The following is a 21,858-nucleotide window of genomic DNA, read 5'->3' on the forward strand; positions in this document are numbered from 1 at the left end:
ATTTCTGTCTCCTTAATTAGTCGTTTATACCTTCAACAATCTGTTCTTCACCTGATACTTTTAAAGACCTTACAAATTGTTTAGAAGCATAAGCGTTTCTAATTCGTTTCTTTTCAAAAAATATTCAAGTTGGTATCACAATGAATAATGATACCATTCCTCCCATCAATAGTCCAATCAAAATAATTAATCCAAAATTAAAAATTGAAGGCATCGTAACAGTTAATGCTAGTGCGGTTAAAACAAAGAATCCACCAATCGTAACATAACGTCAAAGAGAAAAATCAATTAAACGAGCATATAAATTCTTGAAGAAGAGGTTTCTGCGAGCGTGATAATCAATTTGTTCTTTAGTTTTAGTTTTGAACCCTTGATAGTCATCACGATAAGTTTTTTTCATTAAAGCGTAGTTATCTTCTGCTACTTCTAACTGGTTAAGTAAATCTTGAGATTCGTCTTGATCAACTTTTTTTTGACTTAGCTTCACTTGTTTTTTTAAATCACACAATGCTTTTTTTGCTTGTTTTAAAGTTTGTTTTTGATCATAACGGTACTGACGTAATTTAATTGCATCATCGACTTCCTGATCAAAATGGTGATAAATTTTATCCTTAGCTTCTGCATTAAGAATATTCTTTCCCTTCCCTAACACGAGCATCATCGTAATTAATGAACAAGTAATCAAGAAAGCAATTCCACTTAATAACTCAATAGAAACCGGAATGCGGAACAAGATTACCAGAGCGAAAACACTTCCAATTGTTAAAACCAAGCCCAAAGCCATTGCCACATAATAAGTTCACTTAAAGCGAATAATCATATAAACCAATAAGGCTAAAAGCATAATTCCTAAAACAATTCCTAAATCACGCAACTGTTCTTTGCCACTATATGGTTCAAGAGTATAAGAAGCAATTTGCTCATCACTAGTACCATCATTATTATTACTTCATTCCCCATAAGCGATAAAACGCAGCAACTTTTTGAATTGAGAACGAGAACGTTCATTAGTGGCATTACTATTAACCTCTACAGCAACCGTAGTGGTAGAAGTTTCAACAATCACATAGTTTGGAATCATGACAATCGTATTTTTCTTTAAATCAATACCTCCTGCCTGACTGGTGATTTCAATGTAAAGTTCATGATCAATCACATAGCGTAAAAAGTCCTGCACCATTTCAGCTTGGTGAGTATTTAAAGTATCATCATCAGCATTAGGATGATTATTTCGTCATTGGTCATCTTCAATCTTGAATTGGTCAACAAGTTTACTAATATCTTGGCTGTCTCAGTTCTCAGAGCTAATCACCCGGTCATAAGCTTCAGTGATTCCGTTTCCATAAACAATGAAGTTTTGTCCCTTACCATAACTTGAAGAATAGTTTGGCCCGATACTTCCACCAATTACTGCACTAAGTACGCCAATCAGAAGGATTGCAACCCCTAAAACCAGACCAATATGACTAACTCATCGGGTTTTTTTATAAACTTTTGCAACTTGGCTATCAACCTTCTCAAGAGTTTGACTATCAGTTTCAATTTCTGCTTGAGTTAATTCAATCACATGATCAAGATCATCAATCTGGTGGTCAAACTTTGTGGAAACAAAACTTTGTCAGTGCTTGTTTTTGAAAAGTTGCTTAATTCTATTTTTTCATCCATATAAACGCATTAAACGTTTTTTAAGTTTTTTTAATAACTTTTCTTCGTGTCGAACAGTTTTTTGAACAACTTCAGCATTCTTGGCATCAACACTTGCGTGCAATTCTACCAACCGATCGGTAGCTTTTTTAATTGCAATTAACTCTTTGCTAGTATACCTACTCTTCTTATCCATCTTTTCTAAATATTGTTCGTAGTAAGTAATTAAATATTGTTCCTTAGCAGTTTTAAAAATCCTGATGTTGGTATTAATTGGTAGTAGTCAAAGGTTGTCTAAAATCAGTTTATTTTTCATTAATAACCAGTAAATAATTCGTGCCAAGCCAAGTGCTAATAAAATTGCTAAAAAGACACCAATCGTTATTAAAGTGGCAAAGTTCTTCACTTCCCCATTACCAACCCAAAACAGAACAACACTGGGAATGATTGTGACAATTAAAGCATCGATTGCAATTGATCAAGTTTCTTTGTTACTGATTTTAAACGAAGTTAAAGCACCGTGTTTTTTCTCATAGAAATTCTCACCAAATGAATCAAAAAGGATGAGATTAATATCAATAACAAAACCAATAATTAAGAACAAAGCACAAATAAACTGGGGACCCATGACAATATGGAACCCAAGTCCACCAATCAAAAGTAAGAGTGATGCAGTTGTTGCTGCAATGATAATTGTAAATAAACCCATCAAACGGTAAACAAACAACAAGAAAATCATTAAAGCCAAAGCAATCAAACTTAGAATAATTACTGAAACGATTCATGCTAGAGTACTAATCACAGCGTTCTCGCTAATAATTGATTCCACTCCATAATTAATGCCTGCAGTATTTTGCTTAATTGAAGCAACCGCTCTTTTAGCAACAGTTAAAGTGGTAGTAGGAATATAAAATCCAGCATCAATCTTATTTGTACTCGATCCATTTCCATTTGAACCTGGGGTAAAAAACGCCATTCCTGACGACACTAAATTACCTGTAGTGTAACTATCAGATCCAGCAATCACCCCACCAAGAGTTTGATCATAGTTATGATAAACAAAGTTATTTTTAATCAACGCATAAAGACTAGTTAACTTCTCGTTTAAAACAGGTTGAGAAGTTTCATCCTTATCAGTGAACAAAACCTTATTCATAAAGAAGTTAATCGTATCATTAAATGCATCTTGTTTATGAATTGTTGGGGCAGTACCACTGTTAGTATTAGTTCCTAAACGTAAAGTTTCAATCTCATTACTTAATCCTGTGGTTAAATCACTAGCATAAATAAAATTGCTTGTTGCAGAAGCACTATCCTCAAAAGGGGTAAAAATCGTTAAAATATTCTTTAAATCATCATAACTCTTAGTCCCACTAATTGTTGAACCATTAATAACTGGTCGGGCATTGGAAAGATCATAAGTTGTATCAATCAAAGAAATTGAACGGGTTAAAAACAGCTCTGTCCCTGGATTTCGATACGTAATCGTTCCCCCAAACAAATTTCTTAAAATTGCTTTTAGATTGTCATCATTACTAGTGTTGTATAAATCTTGAGCAGGACGAATAATTAAATTGTAGTATGCTCGTAAGAATTTATCATTAGTTTCATCAAGAGTGTAAAAATAACGTAACTCGTTAATTAAAGCTTCCAAGTCAGTGACAAAAAATAACTGAGGAACAGTCGTTCCTTGACTGGCAGTTAAAGCACTTTGAATGATTTTTTGAAAAACATAATCACTGCTATCAGCTACCTTTTGTAACGACATGTCAATATAAGGTGAACGACCAGTACCATTTGATAAACTTGTTGATTTAATCTTTTGGTTAAAAATCATGTTTGTTCTCAAACGTTGAACACTACTATCCTGCCCTGCTGCTTCTAAAGCTTTGCTGTTAGTGTAAAAGTCAGCATAGTTACTCATACTCGTATTATCAGTAATTGAAGGGTCGCGACTAAGCACAAACATTCCTCCACCAGATTCAATTTGTTGTCGTAAGTTGAAAGTATTATTGTTAAAAGCAGTACGAGAAACAATTAATTCAAGGTGGTTTTTCCCTTTCTTATTGACAGTTAAAGGGATATCGTTAAACGGTGAAAGTTTATCTTGTAAAGAGCTAGAAGCATCATTAAGATTAACTGTCTTGTTATCATCACGACTAACTTTAACACTAACCCGATATGTTCCTTTATATTCAGGACCATAAACTAGGTTAGTATCAACTTTAATACTAGACAAAATAATTCCCAATACTAACCCAAGCGTTAATAGGAGCAAACTTAAAAGACGAACTAATTTTTTATAATTAAACTTGTTTTTCATTCTCGCTCTCTTTCTAACTTCTCCCTGGAAAGATAAAAAGTTCTGGTTCTAAAACCATAACTCCTTTATTATATAATAATCATTATTTCATTGGTATATCTTACTTTGATAATGCCTAAAATCAAAACAAGAAAAAAGCACAAGTTTTACTGGTTTTCTTGTTTTTTTTCTGAGTTTTTCTGGTTTTCTTTTTGTTTTAACGCTAAGAGTTCTTTTTTAGTTTTTTGATAAGCAAGTTTATCAATTTTTTTCATACTTTTTTTATTATTAAGAATCTCGTTAGTAAAGTAATTCTGGACATGGTCATTACTAAATTCATAGTCAAATTTACCTTCAATTTTTTTAGTTGTTACCACTTTTACCATCATATTGGGGTCGGTTTTTAATAACAAATTATAAATTGCTTTTCAATTAATTACTGTCATTGCTAAAGTAATGATTTTTCGGTCAGGATCTGGTTGACCATTAACTAGTATTTGCTCTGGTTTACTAACATTAATTTCGTTACGATAACCCTGGTTTTGTAAAGTTTGAATCAGCTCATCTGATCTTGTTGTACTAATCACATAAGTACGAACTTTATATTTAGGATAGTTAAAGTTAATCACATTAGAACACACAATAATATAAACAATCGATGAAAAAAGTGATGAACCAAAAATATAATAGAAACGAATCTTAGCAACCAAATGACTAGGATAACTGGTAAAAAGTTTTTCTTGGGCTAATTGATTAATAAAATAATGGTAGGTTTTGTCAAATTTATCCCGGTGATTTAAAATCGCATCACTAAGACTATCAGAAAGATTCAAAGCACTTTGTTGGGTTTTTAAAATATTTTCTAGCTGATTAGATCAACTTAAATTTGTTTTATTTGCTTCATACCAATCTAAAAAAAATTGAAAGTCTTTATTTGAAGCATCGTTAATCACCGAAACCTTTGCTTGTGAAGGTAAATCTTGAATGTTTAAAAAAATCGTATTTAAAACAATTACTAGTGCTAAAACCGCAAAGTTAACATAACGATTCAAAGAACCAATATTTTTATTCTTTTTGATTGAAAAAAAGAAAGTAACAAAATCAGTACCCCCAGTTGAAGCATTCGAGCGATAAACCAACGAATAGGCAAATCCAATAATCACTCCACCAATAATTGCAAAGATAAATAATCAGATAATGGTATTTCACCCGTTAGCAAACTTAGCCACTAAAGGATAATCAATAATCATGTGTCATTCACGAGGATTAATCACAGGAAGGTGACTAATAATTTGGTCAAAACCAATTTGTAAAACCATATAAGCGATTGTCATAATCGAAAACCGTAAACCAAGCTTTCAAAAACCAAAGACCATAAAAGGCACATTTAAAACTAAATACCAAACATAATAAAAAGTACTTTGCTTAGCAATTGCTCCACTACTATTTCCCGGAGTAATAATTACTGCTAAAAAACGCGCAATCGATCCTAATCCTCCTGGATAAATTCCTTGTGATCCTGAAGCAGAAATAAAGTAGTCAAAACCAATCACTGTTAGAAGTGAAGAAAAACAAATAAAAAGTAAATCTCTACGAAAATCATGACGAAAATAATCTTTTAAAGCAAGGTTCTTTCAGCCCTTGCGCACAAAGTACTTTTGATTATCTAAAAATAAAGAACTGCTATAAATTTCTTCAGTTGTAACCTGTTCTTTACTATGTCTTCACTTAGTTTTATTATTTTTGATTTCAGCCATTGGTTTTTATTATATAGCGTGTTATCTTAATTTTAATCGTTACCAAAAACTTCTTTTTTTCGTTTTTGATATTTTGCTTTTTTAATTTTATCGATATTTTCTTTTATGTGTTGACGACGGCGTTGCTTTTTAATTGTCTCTAAAGCTTGTTTGCGTTTCTTTTTATAGCCTGGTTTAACCTTTTTATCGTGATATTTATGTAAAATAATTTGTTCTTCACTAGAAAGATTATGCTTTTTAGGATTCATTTTTTTAGAAGTTTTTTCATTAACCAAATCTTGATGAAGAAACTTTTTAACTTCAAAGTTAATCCCGTGGTTAGTCAAGTAATTAATTTTATCTTGTTCTTTTAAATTTAAAAGAAGATAACTTTCTCCAGTTAAACCATTACGTCCACTTCGCCCTGCTCGGTGCACATAATAACTTAAATCTTTTGGTAGACCAAGCGAAACAACATGACTAACTCCAGGAATGTCAATCCCTCGAGCAGCAATGTCGGTTGCCACAACATATTTAAACTCATTATTCTTAATTCGTTTCAACATTGCTGCTCGCATTCGAGGAGGTAAATCCCCATGCAAGACCCCAACTTGATCAATACTGATTTCTTTTAATCAACCAACAACCCGATCAACTTCGTTTTTATTATTAACAAAAATAATCATTAAATAAGGATTGAGTCTCTTTAATAACAAAGTTAAAACTTCCTGGTTGTCCTTGTTTTTTGTATCAATTAGAATATTTTTTACTTGCTTAGTAATTTTCTTTTCCTGAATTAAGTCAACAATTTGCACTGCAGGAATATATTTTTTAACAAAAGGTGAAAGTTGAGGATTGATAGTTGCACTAAACAAAGCTTTCACAGAATCTTGTTTTATCTTGCTCATCAAAAAATCAAGATCGTCAAAAAATCCTAAATCAAAAATCATGTCAAACTCATCAACAACCACCCAGGTTGAAGTAGTTAGTTTTAATAAGTTTTGTTCGTATAATTCCTTTAACTTTTGGGGTGTACCAATCGCAAGTAAAGGTTGATGATGAGTTAAACTTTCAGCAATTTTTAGGTTATCTTCTCCCCCGATATATAAACCAGTTTTTAACAATGGTTGAAAGTTTTTAAAAAAGTTGACTTCATCATAAATTTGTTTAGCCAGCTCACGAGTTGGAGCAATAATCAAACCTTGAACAACACCTTGTTTTTCATAGTTCAAGTTATTTAAAATTGGCAAAAGAAATGCATAGGTTTTTCCTGTTCCTGTATGCGCAATCCCAACTACATTTTGGTGTTTTTTCAAAATCGGAACGACCATTTCTTGAACCTGGGTAGGAGTGGTGAAACCTTTGACTTCTAACCCATCGTTAATAAACTTTTTAAAACCGAAATCACTAAAATTCATCCTTACTTTCTCCCTTCGACATTTATCAATTGGTTTTTGATGTCAAACCCTTCCACAATCAGTTCCCTCTCAAACGCGTTCGTTAGTAACGACACAAGGTCACCAACAAAGTATTCTTCCATATAATGACCCAATAAAATTACCCCATTATTAAAATCATCAGCACTAACCAACTCGTTTCACTTTGCTTCGCCAGTAACTAATAAAGTATTGGTTAATTTTAATGAAGTTAATGCGCTGCCTCCAGCCCCTGGGATTAAATAAAATTCTTCAACAAAACCTTGACCATCTGCAATCAAATTCATTTGCATGCTACTGTTTGGAAAAATAGCTTGTAGCGCCTTGATAAAATCAGGGAGTTTAACTGCTTGTTTCAAGCGCAAGTAATAACCCTCATTATCCTGACCAAACCGTCTATTTTTTAAAATTGGGAGTTTTTCACCAACAATTTTCAACAAGTTTTGGTTCGGTGAAGCATCATAGTTAGTATGAATACTAAAAACTAGGATATTGTTGGTTTTTAACTTCGCAAAGATAGATTTCTTTTGTTTGTTTTCAACCACTAGACTAGAAAACACTAGTGGGTGTCGGGTAATAATCAGTTCAAAATGATGTTCAACTGCATAATCAACGACCTTTTGGTTTAAATCTAAACAAACCAACACCTTATTAATTGGTTCTAATAAATTAGGTAGCTGTTTTTGATAAATTTGCACACCAGAATTATCTCAATTAGCAGCAAGTTTTGGTGAGAATTTTTTATCCAAATACTTAATTATTTTCTGTGCTTCCATGATTTTCTCCTTTTTCAACCATATTAATAAAAAGTTCATAAAATTGTTTTTGTTTTTGATGATGAACTAGGGGTAAAAGTTTTTTGTATTTTGCTGTGGTGAGCGCTAAAAATTCCTGATAATCTCGATCATTCAATAAGTGCTTATCTACTCCCAAATAAAGATCACGTTTACTAACAACTTTTCGACCACTAATTCGAGAAACTCATAAAAACCAATACTTTTGGTCTTGATCAACTAAGAAAAACTCTTGGTTAATCAGCAGATTTTTTAATTGTAATTGTTCTCTGATTGGTCAAGGATCAGTATTTGCACAAATTAAATAATTATTAATCCCTAGATAATCTTGAGCAATAATTTTGCTAATACTTTGTGCTCCTAAGCCAGCAATCACAACATAATCCAACCTAATGTTATGTTCTTTAAAGTAAGTTAAACCATCAGTTTGGATTAAATCAATATCAGCACTTAATCCGGCTTTTTCAACGTTTTTTCTCGCTTGGTTTAAAGGGTTGAAGTTTAAATCTGCTCCATAAGCATGACTCACTTGCTTACTTTTAATCGCTTCAATAGGAACATATCCATGATCAGTACCAATATCAGCAAGAATAGTTGCTGGTTCTACAAATTCTAATAAAAAGTCTAACCGAGTTTGGTTGATCAAGCGCATGATTAACCTTTAAAAAATTCGCGCAAAACTTTAGTCTTGGGATTATTCGCATTGGGTTTAAATTTGCGAATAGTTTTGGCCTCGATTTGCCGAATTCTTTCTCTAGTAACCTTCAATTCCTTGCCCACTTCTTCAAGTGTTTTAGGCGAATCATATTTGTTAAGTTGTTCTTGTAAAATCGGATTTTCAATATCACGAATTTTTTCAATTGGCGTGTCAAAGTGTAAATCCAATTCTCTTACAACTGTTCTTAACGTTTCTAATTCCTCATCTTCACATTCAACAGCCAGACGAATAATTGTTCTAAGTTTAGTTGGAATAATTCCAAAACGCATACGAATAACCTTTTCTTCTCTTGGAGCTAGAACTTCTACAAAAAGATCATCAATGACTTCTCTTAATGATTGTTTTTCAGCATAGTCATCAGGAGAAACCATATCTTTATCTTCAACAAAATCTCCAAAATGAGTATCATCTTCATCACCAAATGGCTTTTCTAATGAAACTGGTTCAATTGATAACTTCTTAATATCAGTTACTTTATCAGCAGTCATTCCCCCACCAACTTTATCAGCAATTTCTTGAGCAGTTACTTCTCGACCCAATTCTTGAGTCAACGAACGTTCAATCCGAGTTAATTTGTTGATAGTTTCTACCATATGGACAGGAATTCGAATTGTTCTGGCTTGATCAGCAATCGCACGAGTAATTGCTTGACGAATTCATCAAGTTGCATAAGTAGAAAACTTAAACCCCTTCGTGTAATCAAATTTATCAACCGCCTTCATCAACCCCACGTTTCCTTCTTCAATTAAATCGGCAAAATCAAGACCACGATTTAAGTGTTTTCTTGCTACAGAAATCACTAATCTTAAGTTAGAGGTGATTAACTTTTCTCTTCCTTCTCTGATTTCTTCAGGATCTTTTGATTCCAACATTTTTGCATATTCAATTTCTTCTTTTTTGCTTAAAATGCTCGAATTTCCAATTTTATTAAAGTAGGCTTTAATGATATCTTGGATTTTAGTTTCATTAGAAATTCCACCAATTCGCAACCCGATAGTTTGCTTTCTGGTTTTCTTAGGTTTTTTCTCTTGACCATCCTCGTCATCATCTTCATCGACTTCCTCATCATCTAATGAATCTAAGTCTAATTCTTCATCAAGATCATCACCTTGCTCATCCTCATCAGCATAGTTTATATCAGTAAAAACAACATCTCGACTATTTAGGGTCTCTAAAACTTCATTTACTTCATCATCAGTGATTCCAATCAAAGCTTGATTTAAGGCATCTAATAAATCTTGTTGTTCTAATTCATTATTAGTTTCTTTAATATGTTCATCAACATAATTCATAAATTGAGGAATTGTTTTGATGTTTTTTAATCTTGCTTTATTATTTAATTTTTTTTGTCTTCCAGCCATTGTTAGTCGCTTCTTTCCACTTTTATTTCTTTGCATTTTTCAACGCAATTAATTCACTTTTTTGCTTAAGTAAAATCAAAAGTTCTTTTTGTTTTTTTGATTTTTCTCCACTCAAAACACGTACTTTATCAGGATCAAAATTGTTTTGATCAACTTGTAATTCCAAGGCTTTTAATTCATCATTACCATCGCTAATTTCTTGACTTAATTGGTCAAACTTTGCTTGTCAAATAATGTCTTCTAATCCTTTGCTTGATAAGTGCATTTTAAAATTTTCTTTTGCTAAGGGTTGATTTAAAATCATTTTTAATTGGGCAACACTAGTTTGTAAAAGTTTGGATTTTTCAGCACTCAATAAACTAAAAAAACGTTCTAAATCATTACCTTGATACTTATCCTCTAAATAGTAATTGATCAAGGTGTTACATACTTGTTGAAAATAATAACTATGTTGATCAGCACCAGCCAGATAAACAAGATTATCTTTAATTTCTGTGAGATAGTCTTTTGATTGTAAAAGAGCAATCAAAACTTTTAACTTCATATCTTCTTTACGAGTTTTTGGCTTTAGTGAAAATTGATTGTTATCATTTAAAATTTGAGGTGATGACCAATTGGTAACCTTTTTTTGCAAATTTTGACTTTGTTTTTGCTTAAAACTATTTATTAAAATTTCCTTACTAATATTTAGTTTATTACTTAATTGGTCAAAAACACCATCCACTACCAGCAGATTTTTTTCATATTTTAATAGAGCAAAGATTTGTTCAATAATTGTTGTTTTTTTATCAACATTAATCACTTCATTTAAGGTAAATTTTTCTAGAAAAAATTCATACACATTAATAGAATGATCAACCATTTTTTTTAAAGCTTCAACTTGATTTGTTTGCACTAATTCATCTGGATCCATTGCAGTTAAATTATCAACAATTGAAAACTCTAAGTCATTATTAATCAATAATTTAGCAATTTTGTACATCGCATTAATTCCAGGGCCATCCCCATCTAAAAACAACTTAATTGGTTTTTTCAACTGTTTAAGAATGTTAATCTGAAAAGCACTTAAATTAGTCCCCATTAATGCCAAACAATTTGGATAACCAACCTTAGTTAGACTAATGACATCCATAAACCCTTCTAAAACAATAATATTAGCAAAACGTTCTTTATTTTTTAAGACATAATCAATGTTAAACATTACCTCTGACTTCTTAAAAATTAATGTTTCCCGGGTATTTAAATATTTTGGTTTTTCTTGATCAAGAACTCGGGCACTAAATCCAATAACATAACCATCTTTATTTTTAACTGGAAAAGTTATTCGGTTTTGGAAATAGTCATAAGTTTTTTGACTAGCTTGATTAGTGGTCGCTAGTCCAGCTTTCACAATTTCACCCTCAGCATAACCTAAACCAAGTAGATGTTGCATCAAATTATTTTCATAAGCAAAACCAATCTGTCATTGACCAACCTGATCACGATCAATTTGACGTTGGTCAAGATAATTTCTTGCCATAATCCCTACCTTGTTATACAAAACAGCTTGATAGTAATTCGTAGCATCTTCGTTAATTTTAAACAGTAATTTTTGTTCGCTACTATAAGGGTCTTTAGGAATGTAGTCGTCAACATTACCTAAATCAATTCCATATTCTTTAGCAAGTTTAATTACTGCTAAAGGAAAAACAAGGTTATTAATTTTTTCAACAAACTGAATAATATTACCCCCAACCCCACAAGAAAAACACTTAAAAATCTTCTTATCAGGCGAAACAATCATTGATGGAGTTTGATCAGCATGAAACAAACATAAACCAACATAATTTCGACCTTGTTTGTGCAAATTAGTGTACTTAGAAACTTCTTCCACAATATTTGTTTTTGTTAAAACTTCTTGAATTTTATTTTCAGAAATTCTTGCCATTTATTCACAACCTATCGTTTTAAATAATCAACCAAGTCGTTAATTTTGACCCTGGTTTGTTCCATTGTATCGCGATCTCTAAGTGTGACTTTTTGATCAGTTTCTGAGTCGTAATCATAAGTAATCACAAAAGGAGTTCCAATTGCATCTTGACGACGATAACGCTTACCAACATTACCAGTTTCATCATAAGTAGCATTAATACCTGATGCTAATAAATCAGCATAAATCTTTTGGGATGGTTGCGCTAAGTTTTTTTGCAAAGGCATCACTGAAACCAAGTAGGGAGCAAGTGCACGAGGAAGTTTTAAAACTTCCCGACTAGTTCCATCCTTTAACTCTTCAATCACATAAAACTGGCAAAAAATCGCAAGTAGCAAACGTTCTAAACCTACACTTGGTTCAATTACATAGGGAATAATTTTTTGATTAGTTGTTGGGTCAAGATAAGTCAAATCAGCAGCAGAATTTTGAATATGTTGGGTCAAATCAAAATTACCTCGATTAGCAATTCCTCACAACTCACCTCATCCAAAAGGAAAATCAAACTCGACATCAACAGTTTGAGTTGAATAATGAGCTAACTCTGTTTGGTCATGAGCACGGAACCGAAAATTAGATTCATCAAGTTGTAACACTTCAACAAGGAATTTTTTTACCATTGTCATTCAATACGCAAATCAGTCTGTTTGATCATCAGGAGCAAAAAAGAACTCTAATTCCATTTGTTCAAATTCACGAGTACGGAAGATAAAGTTCCCTGGAGTAATTTCATTTCGGAACGATTTTCCCATTTGTCCAATTCCAAACGGAAGTTTTTTTCGCAATGAACGTTGGACGTTTTTAAAGTTGATAAAAATCCCTTGAGCAGTTTCTGGACGAAGATAAACAACACTATTTTCATCTTCTAAAACCCCTTGTTGCGTTTTAAACATTAAACCAAAATTTCTAATCGGAGTAAAATCAGTCTTTCCGCATTTAGGACATTTAATTTCCTTAGTTTTTAAAAAGTCTTCTAATTCCTGATAACTCATCTTAGCAGCATTAACTTCAGGAAACTTTTCTTCAATCAATTTATCTGCACGTCAGCGACTTTGACAATTTTTGCAATCAACCAGAGGATCGTTAAAACCATCAATATGTCCAGAGGCTTTTCAAACTTTATTATTCAAAAGAATTGAGCTGTCTAAACCAACATTATAAGGATTAGATTTTATAAAGAAATCTCACCACAGGTTTTTAAGGTTCAACTTGATTTGTGCTCCCAAAGGACCATAATCCCAACTGTTTGCAAGGCCTCCATAAATCTCTGAACCTTGAAAAACAAAACCATTAGTTTTTAAAAAACTAATTAGTTCCTCCATTTTTTTAACCATACATCCCCCGTAATCTATTAATTAACTGTTTAATCCTTTTGAAAATAACTACTGTGATATTATGCTCCATAACCGTTTTTGTCAACCCACAATAAGTGTTTTACCAAACCTGAAGAAATGGTTGCATTTTAATTTGATAAAACGCAGCACTACTTACTCCCAAAATGTTTTCATAATATTCCAAGTTCACGTTGATAAATAAAATTGCGGTTTTAATATCTAATTGAATATCATCAAATTCCTCAATTGGTAAAGTAGCAATTTGGTTTAAAAGCACAATGAATTCTGGAGCCTGAAGGACTTTGTCTTGATTTACCATGAGAGCAAAATCTTGATCACAAACAACCCCATAATCAAACAAACTCAAAAACCGAGGATGGCTGAGTTTTTTTTGACAATAAGCACAATGAATTAAATCTCATAACGAATTGTTGTATTTTAAACTGCGATACAAATAGATAGCAAAGTTTTTTAATAAAAAGTTGTGCTGGTCTAATTTTGTGAAAATAAATTTTAATAATTGATAATATTCATAACTTTTTTCACCATCCCGAAAAAAACTTAAGCTTACTGTAGTAATTGCTGATGCTAACAAGTAATTAAAATAGGCATCAGCAATCCTAGCATGAGTTTCAATTAAATGCGCTTTTTTCAACTTTGACAAACGGTTAGTTGGTGATTTAAAAATCTCAAAATTTGCAGCAGTGAAAAGCTGAAGAGCAGTTTTATTTTTACTAGTTATTCTTCTAACGCCTGGAGCATAAAAACTAATTAACCCGTATTCTTTACAAAAAACAGTAATGATTTCATCATAATCTTCATAATCAAGTTTTTTTAACACAAAGCCTTCAATCGTTTTCAAATTACTCACCAACTAATACTTGTTTTTGTCATAACCCATCTTTTTAATCAATGAGGCAGATTTTTTTCAATCTCGTTCAACTTTTACCCGCAGTTGCAGTTCGACCTCTTTTTGATAAATTGTGACTAATTCTTTTTTTACCTTGTACTTAATATCTTGAATCTTCTTACCATTTTTTCCGATTAAAATCCCTTTTTGCGAATCGCGTTCTACAAAAATGGTAGCCCTAATTTGCATCAACTCCCCATCATCTTCAAGTTCATCAACCAAAACTGCAACACTATGAGGCACTTCTTGTCCGGTTTTTAACAATACTTGCTCGCGAATTAATTCTTTAATATAAAACCGGTTAGGTTGATCAGTGATTTGATCAGGAGCAAAAAAGGCAAAATCATTTGGCAAGTCACGCAAAATCAGTTCTAATAAGGTATCAATGTTCTTGCGAGTAGTGCTGGAAATTAAAATTGTTTCATCAGGATTAAAGAGTTTTTTTCATTCAGTTACTTTTTGAATCAAGGCTTCTTTTGGAAGTAAATCTGCTTTGGTTAAAACTAAAAACTGGGGAATGTTTGTTTGTTTTTTTAATTGCTCTAAAATATAAAGATCATTTTTCCCAATTTTTTCATCCACGGGTGCTAAAAAAAGGATTATATCAGTATCTTTAAGACTCTGAAAAGCACTGCTATTCATTAACTTATCAATACCATCTTTCGCTGTATGAAACCCTGGAGTATCAACAAAAACAATTTGATACTCACCAGGAACATTCAAAATGCCACGGATATTATTTCTAGTAGTTTGAGGTTTATTGGTCACAATCGAAACTTTATGACCAATTAGTTCGTTAATTAAACTTGACTTGCCAACATTTGGTCGACCAATCACACTTACAAAACCAGATTTAAACTTCTTCTCACTCATCTTTAACTCCTATGCTAAATAACTTTCCTCATCGTAAATAACTTCATAATTAATCCCTGCAGCTTTTAAAATTTCGGCTTGAAGCAAAAACATTTGCTCCTCTTGAGCAGAACTTTTTTCATGATCATAACCCAATAAATGCAAAAATCCGTGAACGAATAAAAAAGCCATTTCTTCTCTAAGTTTATGATGGTACTTTATTGCTTTTTGTTGAGCAACTTCATAACAAACAAACAAATCGCCTAGTTCATGTTCATCAACAACCATTTCTACATCAGCACTCATTGTTAAAGGAAAAGAAATTACATCAGGTACATACTCTTCTTTTCGATACTTTTGGTTAATCAACAAAGCCTCTGACTTAACAACTCAAATTACTGCTAAAGTCAAATTATCTTTTAAACCTAAAATTTTAATTCCCGTTACTAAGAGTTCTTGATACAGTTTTTCTCACTCCATCATTGCAATACTAGTTTTATTTAAAAAAGAAATTTCACTCATTTACTCACACTTTTCTGGTCTTAATTATATATGAAAAACTACCTTAAAAAAATAAGCCAAATAAGTCATTTTTCCGTATTGATAATAAAAAATTGGTTTTGGTTTTTCGATTAAAAAAGTCTCGTTTTGAATTTCATAAACATTATTTTCCAAATAAACTAAGTGGTGATAAACCTTAATGTTTTGATGATTATTACAATAAACTTCACTTAAAACATGAGAACATTTCACATAACCAATTTGGTTAATAATTTCTGATTCCAAGACCTGATAAAGATTAATCCGCAATGTGGTCAAAACCACTAAAACTATTCCAACAATTAATCCTAAAAAGATTAAACACCACCACTTCTTCATGCTAATCCTCCACAAAAATCAAGATTTTATCCTTTAAATTTTCAATCAATTGTTGTTTAATTTCTGAATACTCATCTAAAGTAATTTTTTCTATTAAAATAATTTTTTGCTCACAAAAACAAACACTCAAGATTGTTAATAGTTGTCTTTGTTGAGAGTTTAAATAATCAGTGTTTGTGGTTAAATCAATCGCATATTTTTCCAAATAGCCTTGCATTTTCATTGTTTGAAAAAGTCTTAAATTTGAACTAGAACCAAAATTAAATAAATTATTACTTGTCAACTCGTTAGCTAAGATTGCTTGATTAGTCTGATAAATTTGATTAGTTGTCAGTCAAACTTTTAGGGGTTGATAATCAATTAACAAATATTGTTTTTCAAGATCAGCAATAGTTAAATGATGGTCGTTAACCTGTTGATGATTAAAAGTGATTACTACTTCTTCACGATTAATTGAAAAAACAGGGTGAAAAATCATCGTTGAAGGTTGCGAAATTTTTACCAACCAAATTAAATCTAAAAAACGATCAATTTGTACGTTATAGACTAAAATAATGTTGATAAAAATTAAGAAACTTGTTAAATTCAAAACCTGAAAATTCAAAGTCAAAAACATTAAGACATAAAACCCTAAAATAACCAATTTTTCTAAAGTATTGAAAAGTAACAACCAACTAGAAGATTGAATTAACTTTTTGTTTTCAACTCTCTTTGTTGCATAATATTTTTTAAGATTAGTTTTATTGATGATTGTTCCATAATCACGAATGATTGTCTTGATTAAAACTTGAGAATGATGGTTAAAAAACTGTTCAGAAGTTGAAATACTATAAAAATGTTTTACTTTTATTCCTTTAACAATCATCATTAAAAAGATTAATAAACAAGAACTAAAGAAAAACATTTTTGAAAAAGTAATTAAAACATAGCTAATAAAAATCGCAAAACCAACCAAAGCAAACATCGTTGCAAAGAGTTGATTAAGTGCTTTTCTAAAATTTAAATTTCGTTGAATTTGATTAAAGATAAAGTCATGATGATTTGTTTGCAGCCAAACTTGAAGACTTTGAGCATACATAGAAAGATAATCAACATATTCTTGTGCATCCTTTTTTATTAAACTTTTTTTCAATCACAAACTTAATCCAGATAACGCCATCCATCCCAAAATCAAGCATCCAATGACAAACGCAACCTTTACTACTTGTTTTCAAGTAAAGAAAAAATAGTTTGTAATCATTATTTTGATAAACATGCTACTAAAAAGCAAACTTAAAGTAGCTAAAAAGTCAAAAAGATTTAACAATAAATAGTTCAATCAATTCCGACTTAAAAGCTGCAAAGCAATTCTTCAACCAAACTTAAAATGATTAGTAACAATCGGAGTACTCTTTTGGTTTTGAAAAACTAAAACATTTCCATTCATCATCTGTTTTAAAGTTTTAAGACTAATTACCTGAACTTTGGTACAATCTGGATCAAAGACTAAAAACTTTTGCAAACTTTGTTTTTCTAAAACTACATAGTGATTTTCACCACCAGGCTTTCTTATATCCACTAGTACTGGAAAGAACAATTCATTTAAATCATCAAAACTTTCCAGATAATAACCTTCCACTAAAAGTTGATAACTATTTAAAAGTTTTTCAAGTTCATAAAAACTTAACTCATTACGAGCATAATGATGCTTAACTTTAAATTCTCCTAAATCCATCGTTGTTTTAGAAAAGTGATGCAAAATCATTAAAGCACAAGCCATACCACAATCATTGATATCAAGTTGTTGAACTAATTTCACCAGGATATTTTTCCTCCCTATTAAAGAATAAGAGAAGAATCTCTGTTTTTTTCAACTAACGGTAATTCATCACTAATTGTTGAGCTAGTGCTTCTTTTTTCTCTGGACCTTGAAAATATTCAACTACTTTCAAAGCAAACTGAATTGCTCCCCCAGCACTTGAACCAGTGATAATGTTTTTATCAACAATCGCAGCTTGGTTAAGATCACTGATAGCATCAGTTAAAAACTGGTCTGAACCAGGAAAATGGGTAATCTTTTTCTTAGTGAGAATCCCAGCTTTTCCCAAAACTTGGGGAGCAGCACAAATCGCTCCAACCAGTTTTTGTTCTTGATTAAAGACTTGAACTAGTTCAACTAAAACATCAGATGTTAGCAAAGGTTTTTCACCACTTTCAACACCTTTTCCTCCTGGAATTAAAATCCCGTCATACTGATTAGAATCAAATTCAGCAAAATTTAAATCTGGTAAAATCTTAATTTGGTGAGCACCAATAAGAGTGGCTTGATTGTACAAACTCACAATATCAACCTTAATGCCTGCTCTTCGCAAAACATCAACACTTGCAACCATCTCAATTTCTTCAAAGTTGTTACCAACCATCATCGCTAAATAAGTTTTCATTGTATCTTCTCCTTGTTATCCTGATTATATGCTTTTTAACACAGAAAAAAATAAGTCCAAATTAAACTTATCAAGTAAAAAATAATGAGTAAAAAGTGGTGCTTAATAAATTAATCGTTTCAAATTATCAAACTAACTTTGCTACTAAATCAACAAAAAACTTGTTTTTTAAGAATTTCTTATTTAAAAATTTAATTTTGTTCGAATATTTATGTTTTTCAATTTTAGCAAGAATTTCTTTCACATCATCATTTAAAACAATAGCATCTTTAGCAACTTTAAGCGCTAAAGAAACAATCATATACTCATGAACAGTTAAAAAACTCATTTTTAAGGCACGATCTAGATTTATTGAAAATTGTCGGGTTTTTTTACTGCCAAAAAGACAGTTCTTAACACTTTCAAAAAGTTCAACAAATAATTGTCGCTCATTCATATTGCCATACGATAAACCCATTAATAGTTCATTAATTTTTATCAACTCTTCTATTTCTTCTTGAGTTGGTTCTAACTCATTATTAAAAATCGAGTTATCATAAATTTCTAACTTTTTATTTTTTAGAATTCTTAAAAGGTTAACCGAATTACTTGTTCGCGCTTTTTTAAATTCTTTAAAGTAAAAATCAATTTCTTTATTGATAGTAGATTGACCCAAAGAAAAAGTAATTGAATCAAAATCCATTGGTAAATTAATTAAATCTTTAATTTCAATTTTATATTTTTCACAAATTTCAAAAAAGATATTAATATTCTTTTTAAACCTATCTTCCATTCCTAAAACAAGGTAATTTTCTTCTTTTTGATATTCATAAACTTTAATTTCGTGATTAAGTAATTCCGATACTAAATTAGCATAAACTTCATCTGATAAGACTGATTGAAAATAAACTTGACTGCGATAAATTAGTTTAAAATACTCAATACTATCATTAAAAATCACGCGACCCTGATCTAATAAAATAATGTGGTCTGCTAAATCGATAGCTTCACTAATGTTGTGAACCACAAGAACAATGGTCGAATTTTTCTTATATTCTTTTAAGAAGTTGATAATTTTTTTTCTTCATCCCGAGTCAAGATTAGCTCCTGGTTCATCTAATAATAACAATTTGGGATATTTTAAAACTGAAATAATAAAATTAACCCTGTTTTTCATCCCTCAAGAAAAACTTGAGACTTTTTTATTTCGTTCTTTATATAAATCTGTGAACTTCATTAATTCTTCAATGCGAGTTTTTGCTTCTTTTGCCTTAATCCCAAAAACACTTGCCAATTGAAATAAATATTTTCCCAAAGCAATATCAGTTGATAAAAAATCCATTTGTGAATAAGAACCAATTTGATCATTGACCGAAGTTCGATCAATTGCTTTTCGATCAACTCCATCAATAAAAATTTTTCCCCGATAACGGATATAAGTTCCTAGAATTGAATTTAAAATAACACTCTTCCCTGATCCACTTGCTCCTAAGATTAAAGTACATTTATTTTTAGGAATCTCGAAATCAATTGGTCCAATTTTTTGTTTAATGCGAACTGAACCAAACCTTTTTTCATAACCTTTTAAAACAATCATCGCATTATCTTCATTTTGTTGCTTTTCTCTAACTTTATTCATAATCATTATTACTTCCTCACCCCTCTTTGCAGTTTTTTAATTAAACTATTGGAAATCCTTGCGAGAAAATACAAAGATACTAATTCCTAAATTAATCACTAAAAAAAACACTTCTAAACCAATGTAATAACCTTTATATGTCTCTTTTAACCTAATATTAGGAACTTGTGAATCTGTGCTATTAGCAAAAATCGGATTATAACGATCATAGATAAAGAAAAGGTTATTTTGGGTTTCAAAAGAAATTGTTGACAAATTACGAATATCAAACCAGAATTTATCTCATTCCTTACCAGCCATCGTAGTTAAAACTAAACTAGTATTCATAGGAGGGATTAAATTCAAAAATAAATTGTAATTTTTATAATTTTTTAAGTATTTTTGATAACTATCATCAGTAACAACAGCTCAAGTTGTCATCACAACATATTTTGATGTCTGATAAATAAAGTAATTTTCTAAAGTCCGTATAAACAGTTCTGAATAAGCTACTTGAGAAAAATCAGCAATCAGCTTTTTATATTGTAAATCGTTTTTAAAATACAAACTATCATTTCGGGAACCTGAATAATAGTTTGCTAAAAAATAAGCAGTGAAAAGATCTTTATTAATAGTTTGTTTATTGGTTTGGACATCACCAGTTTTTAAGATATACGCATTATTAGTGATTTGCTCATTAGCATACGTACCAAAAAGATCATATTTTAAATTTCAAAGACTGGTATAGACTTGAGTATCATCAATTTTTTTATAATCTTTTCAACTTTGATGATAAAGTTCAAAAAAATCAATTAAATCCTTTAAAATTGCTTTCTTTTCAGAATCTTTAGTATTGACATAAATTTCTTTAATTTCATCAAGGCTTTTAAAAGTATTTGAAAAACTTAAAGAAACATCCACCTGATCTCCAGCACTTAAGTTTTTTAAACCACTAACAAGGCGAATGTTGGCAATCTCTAACTGATAAAGGTTTTCATCAACTGGTGTTTGGTTAATTATCCCTAAATCATCTCAAAATTGTAGACGATCTTTAACAGCATTAGGATTATCATAAGTTTCTAAGGTGTAACCTTGATTGACATAAAAATCGTTTAAATATTTACTTAGATGGGGAAATTTAATCTGTTTTTGATTAACGTTGTTGTTAAATGATAAGGTTTGGTTAATCTCGGTTCCAGAATATTTAACCGAAGAAAAATCATTCTTAAAGGTTAGTCCAACTGAATCTAACTGCTGGTTAAAAATTTGTTGGGGAACACTACAAATAAACAGTGCCAAAATTAAAAAAGAAATAATAATTGAAACAATGTGATATTTAAAGACTAAGGTAATCATGAAAATAAATCCTGTTAAAAAGAAGGCTGAAGCAACCAGAACACCTAAAACAATTAAGAAATACCGTGAAACTTCTCAACTACTTAAATTTGTTAAAAATAAAAGCCCATTCCCAAGTAACAAAAGGACAATTAAAACAACCATAATTGAAGCAAAAATCGCAAGAAAAATTTTACTTCTTGATGTTCTTTGTTGAACAATAAGCGTTAAAGTTTGGTCTTTAATCTTGGTGTTTAAAAAATAAATAGCCAAACGAGAAATTAGAATAACTAAAAAGACTAATTGGAAAAGCACGAACCAGTTTGACAAAGAAATCTTGTTTGTACTACTGATTACCAACCCTAAAAAAACTGCTGTTAATAGCAAAAACAAAAACGATAAAACAATAAAAGCTTTATCAAAAATAATTAATTTAAAAAAATAGAAAAATAAGGCCGTAAACGAAATTCTTTTTTCCTTTGTTTTTGTTCTAGTAACTAAATCTTCTTTCATTTTGTCAATCAGTTTTAACATCTTATTCATCCTCACCCTCTGTTATTGATCTGTT

Annotated in this window: 16 protein-coding genes; all 16 read right to left on the minus strand. The window is 30.9% G+C overall.

Translation table 4 applies throughout. From position 1 onward, the window contains the following. Positions 1 to 16: 16 nt before the first annotated feature. Positions 17 to 3,967 carry a protein translocase SecDF, variant type gene (locus tag LD125_RS01745; protein ID WP_250137405.1) on the minus strand — a complete coding sequence of 1,317 codons (3,951 nt, stop codon included), beginning with the start codon at positions 3,965 to 3,967 and terminating at the stop codon, positions 17 to 19. A gap of 146 nt (positions 3,968 to 4,113) precedes the next feature. Further along, positions 4,114 to 5,703, minus strand: coding sequence for a YitT family protein (locus LD125_RS03920; RefSeq protein WP_250137404.1), 1,590 nt, complete (start codon positions 5,701 to 5,703; stop codon positions 4,114 to 4,116). A gap of 32 nt (positions 5,704 to 5,735) precedes the next feature. Continuing rightward, entirely contained in the window at positions 5,736 to 7,100 is a 1,365-nt protein-coding gene (locus LD125_RS01755; RefSeq protein WP_250137403.1) for a DEAD/DEAH box helicase, read from the minus strand. 2 nt (positions 7,101 to 7,102) lie between these two features. Further along, the gene (locus tag LD125_RS01760) at positions 7,103 to 7,894 is read right to left on the minus strand and encodes a Nif3-like dinuclear metal center hexameric protein (protein WP_250137025.1); all 792 of its coding nucleotides are present in this window, start codon (positions 7,892 to 7,894) and stop codon (positions 7,103 to 7,105) included. After that, positions 7,872 to 8,564 carry a class I SAM-dependent methyltransferase gene (locus LD125_RS01765; RefSeq protein ID WP_250137402.1) on the minus strand — a complete coding sequence of 231 codons (693 nt, stop codon included), beginning with the start codon at positions 8,562 to 8,564 and terminating at the stop codon, positions 7,872 to 7,874. The genes LD125_RS01760 and LD125_RS01765 overlap by 23 nt, the downstream gene beginning before the upstream one ends. A gap of 2 nt (positions 8,565 to 8,566) precedes the next feature. Further along, a complete protein-coding gene (locus LD125_RS01770) occupies positions 8,567 to 9,991 on the minus strand; it encodes a sigma-70 family RNA polymerase sigma factor (protein WP_250136510.1) in 1,425 nt (474 codons plus the stop codon). Between the two features lie 22 nt (positions 9,992 to 10,013). After that, on the minus strand, positions 10,014 to 11,918 hold the full coding sequence (dnaG, locus tag LD125_RS01775; RefSeq protein ID WP_250137401.1) for a DNA primase: 1,905 nt from the start codon (positions 11,916 to 11,918) through the stop codon (positions 10,014 to 10,016). 11 nt (positions 11,919 to 11,929) lie between these two features. Beyond that, positions 11,930 to 13,294 (minus strand): glycine--tRNA ligase, encoded by a 1,365-nt coding sequence (locus tag LD125_RS01780; protein WP_250137400.1) that lies wholly within the window; start codon positions 13,292 to 13,294, stop codon positions 11,930 to 11,932. Between the two features lie 100 nt (positions 13,295 to 13,394). After that, positions 13,395 to 14,165 carry a DNA repair protein RecO gene (gene recO / locus LD125_RS01785; protein ID WP_250137399.1) on the minus strand — a complete coding sequence of 257 codons (771 nt, stop codon included), beginning with the start codon at positions 14,163 to 14,165 and terminating at the stop codon, positions 13,395 to 13,397. Positions 14,166 to 14,168: 3 nt separating this feature from the next. Next, positions 14,169 to 15,077 carry a GTPase Era gene (era, locus tag LD125_RS01790; protein WP_250136506.1) on the minus strand — a complete coding sequence of 303 codons (909 nt, stop codon included), beginning with the start codon at positions 15,075 to 15,077 and terminating at the stop codon, positions 14,169 to 14,171. A 9-nt stretch (positions 15,078 to 15,086) separates the two neighbouring features. Next, positions 15,087 to 15,578, minus strand: a complete 492-nt coding sequence (ybeY, locus tag LD125_RS01795; protein WP_250136505.1) for an rRNA maturation RNase YbeY — start codon at positions 15,576 to 15,578, stop codon at positions 15,087 to 15,089. Between the two features lie 24 nt (positions 15,579 to 15,602). Further along, entirely contained in the window at positions 15,603 to 15,935 is a 333-nt protein-coding gene (locus LD125_RS01800; protein WP_250136504.1) for a hypothetical protein, read from the minus strand. Position 15,936: 1 nt separating this feature from the next. Then, the gene (locus tag LD125_RS03925; RefSeq protein WP_250136503.1) at positions 15,937 to 17,733 is read right to left on the minus strand and encodes a cysteine peptidase family C39 domain-containing protein; all 1,797 of its coding nucleotides are present in this window, start codon (positions 17,731 to 17,733) and stop codon (positions 15,937 to 15,939) included. A 55-nt stretch (positions 17,734 to 17,788) separates the two neighbouring features. Then, the gene (locus LD125_RS01810) at positions 17,789 to 18,358 is read right to left on the minus strand and encodes a DJ-1 family glyoxalase III (protein WP_250136502.1); all 570 of its coding nucleotides are present in this window, start codon (positions 18,356 to 18,358) and stop codon (positions 17,789 to 17,791) included. 124 nt (positions 18,359 to 18,482) lie between these two features. Next, entirely contained in the window at positions 18,483 to 19,982 is a 1,500-nt protein-coding gene (locus LD125_RS01815; RefSeq protein ID WP_250136501.1) for an ATP-binding cassette domain-containing protein, read from the minus strand. A 39-nt stretch (positions 19,983 to 20,021) separates the two neighbouring features. Then, positions 20,022 to 21,824 carry an ABC transporter permease gene (locus LD125_RS01820; protein ID WP_250137398.1) on the minus strand — a complete coding sequence of 601 codons (1,803 nt, stop codon included), beginning with the start codon at positions 21,822 to 21,824 and terminating at the stop codon, positions 20,022 to 20,024. Positions 21,825 to 21,858: the final 34 nt, after the last annotated feature.

It is taken from the genome of Mesoplasma sp. JKS002658 (assembly GCF_023566355.1).
In the GTDB taxonomy this organism is placed as follows: Bacteria; Bacillota_I; Bacilli_A; order Mycoplasmatales; family Mycoplasmataceae; genus Edwardiiplasma; species Edwardiiplasma whartonense.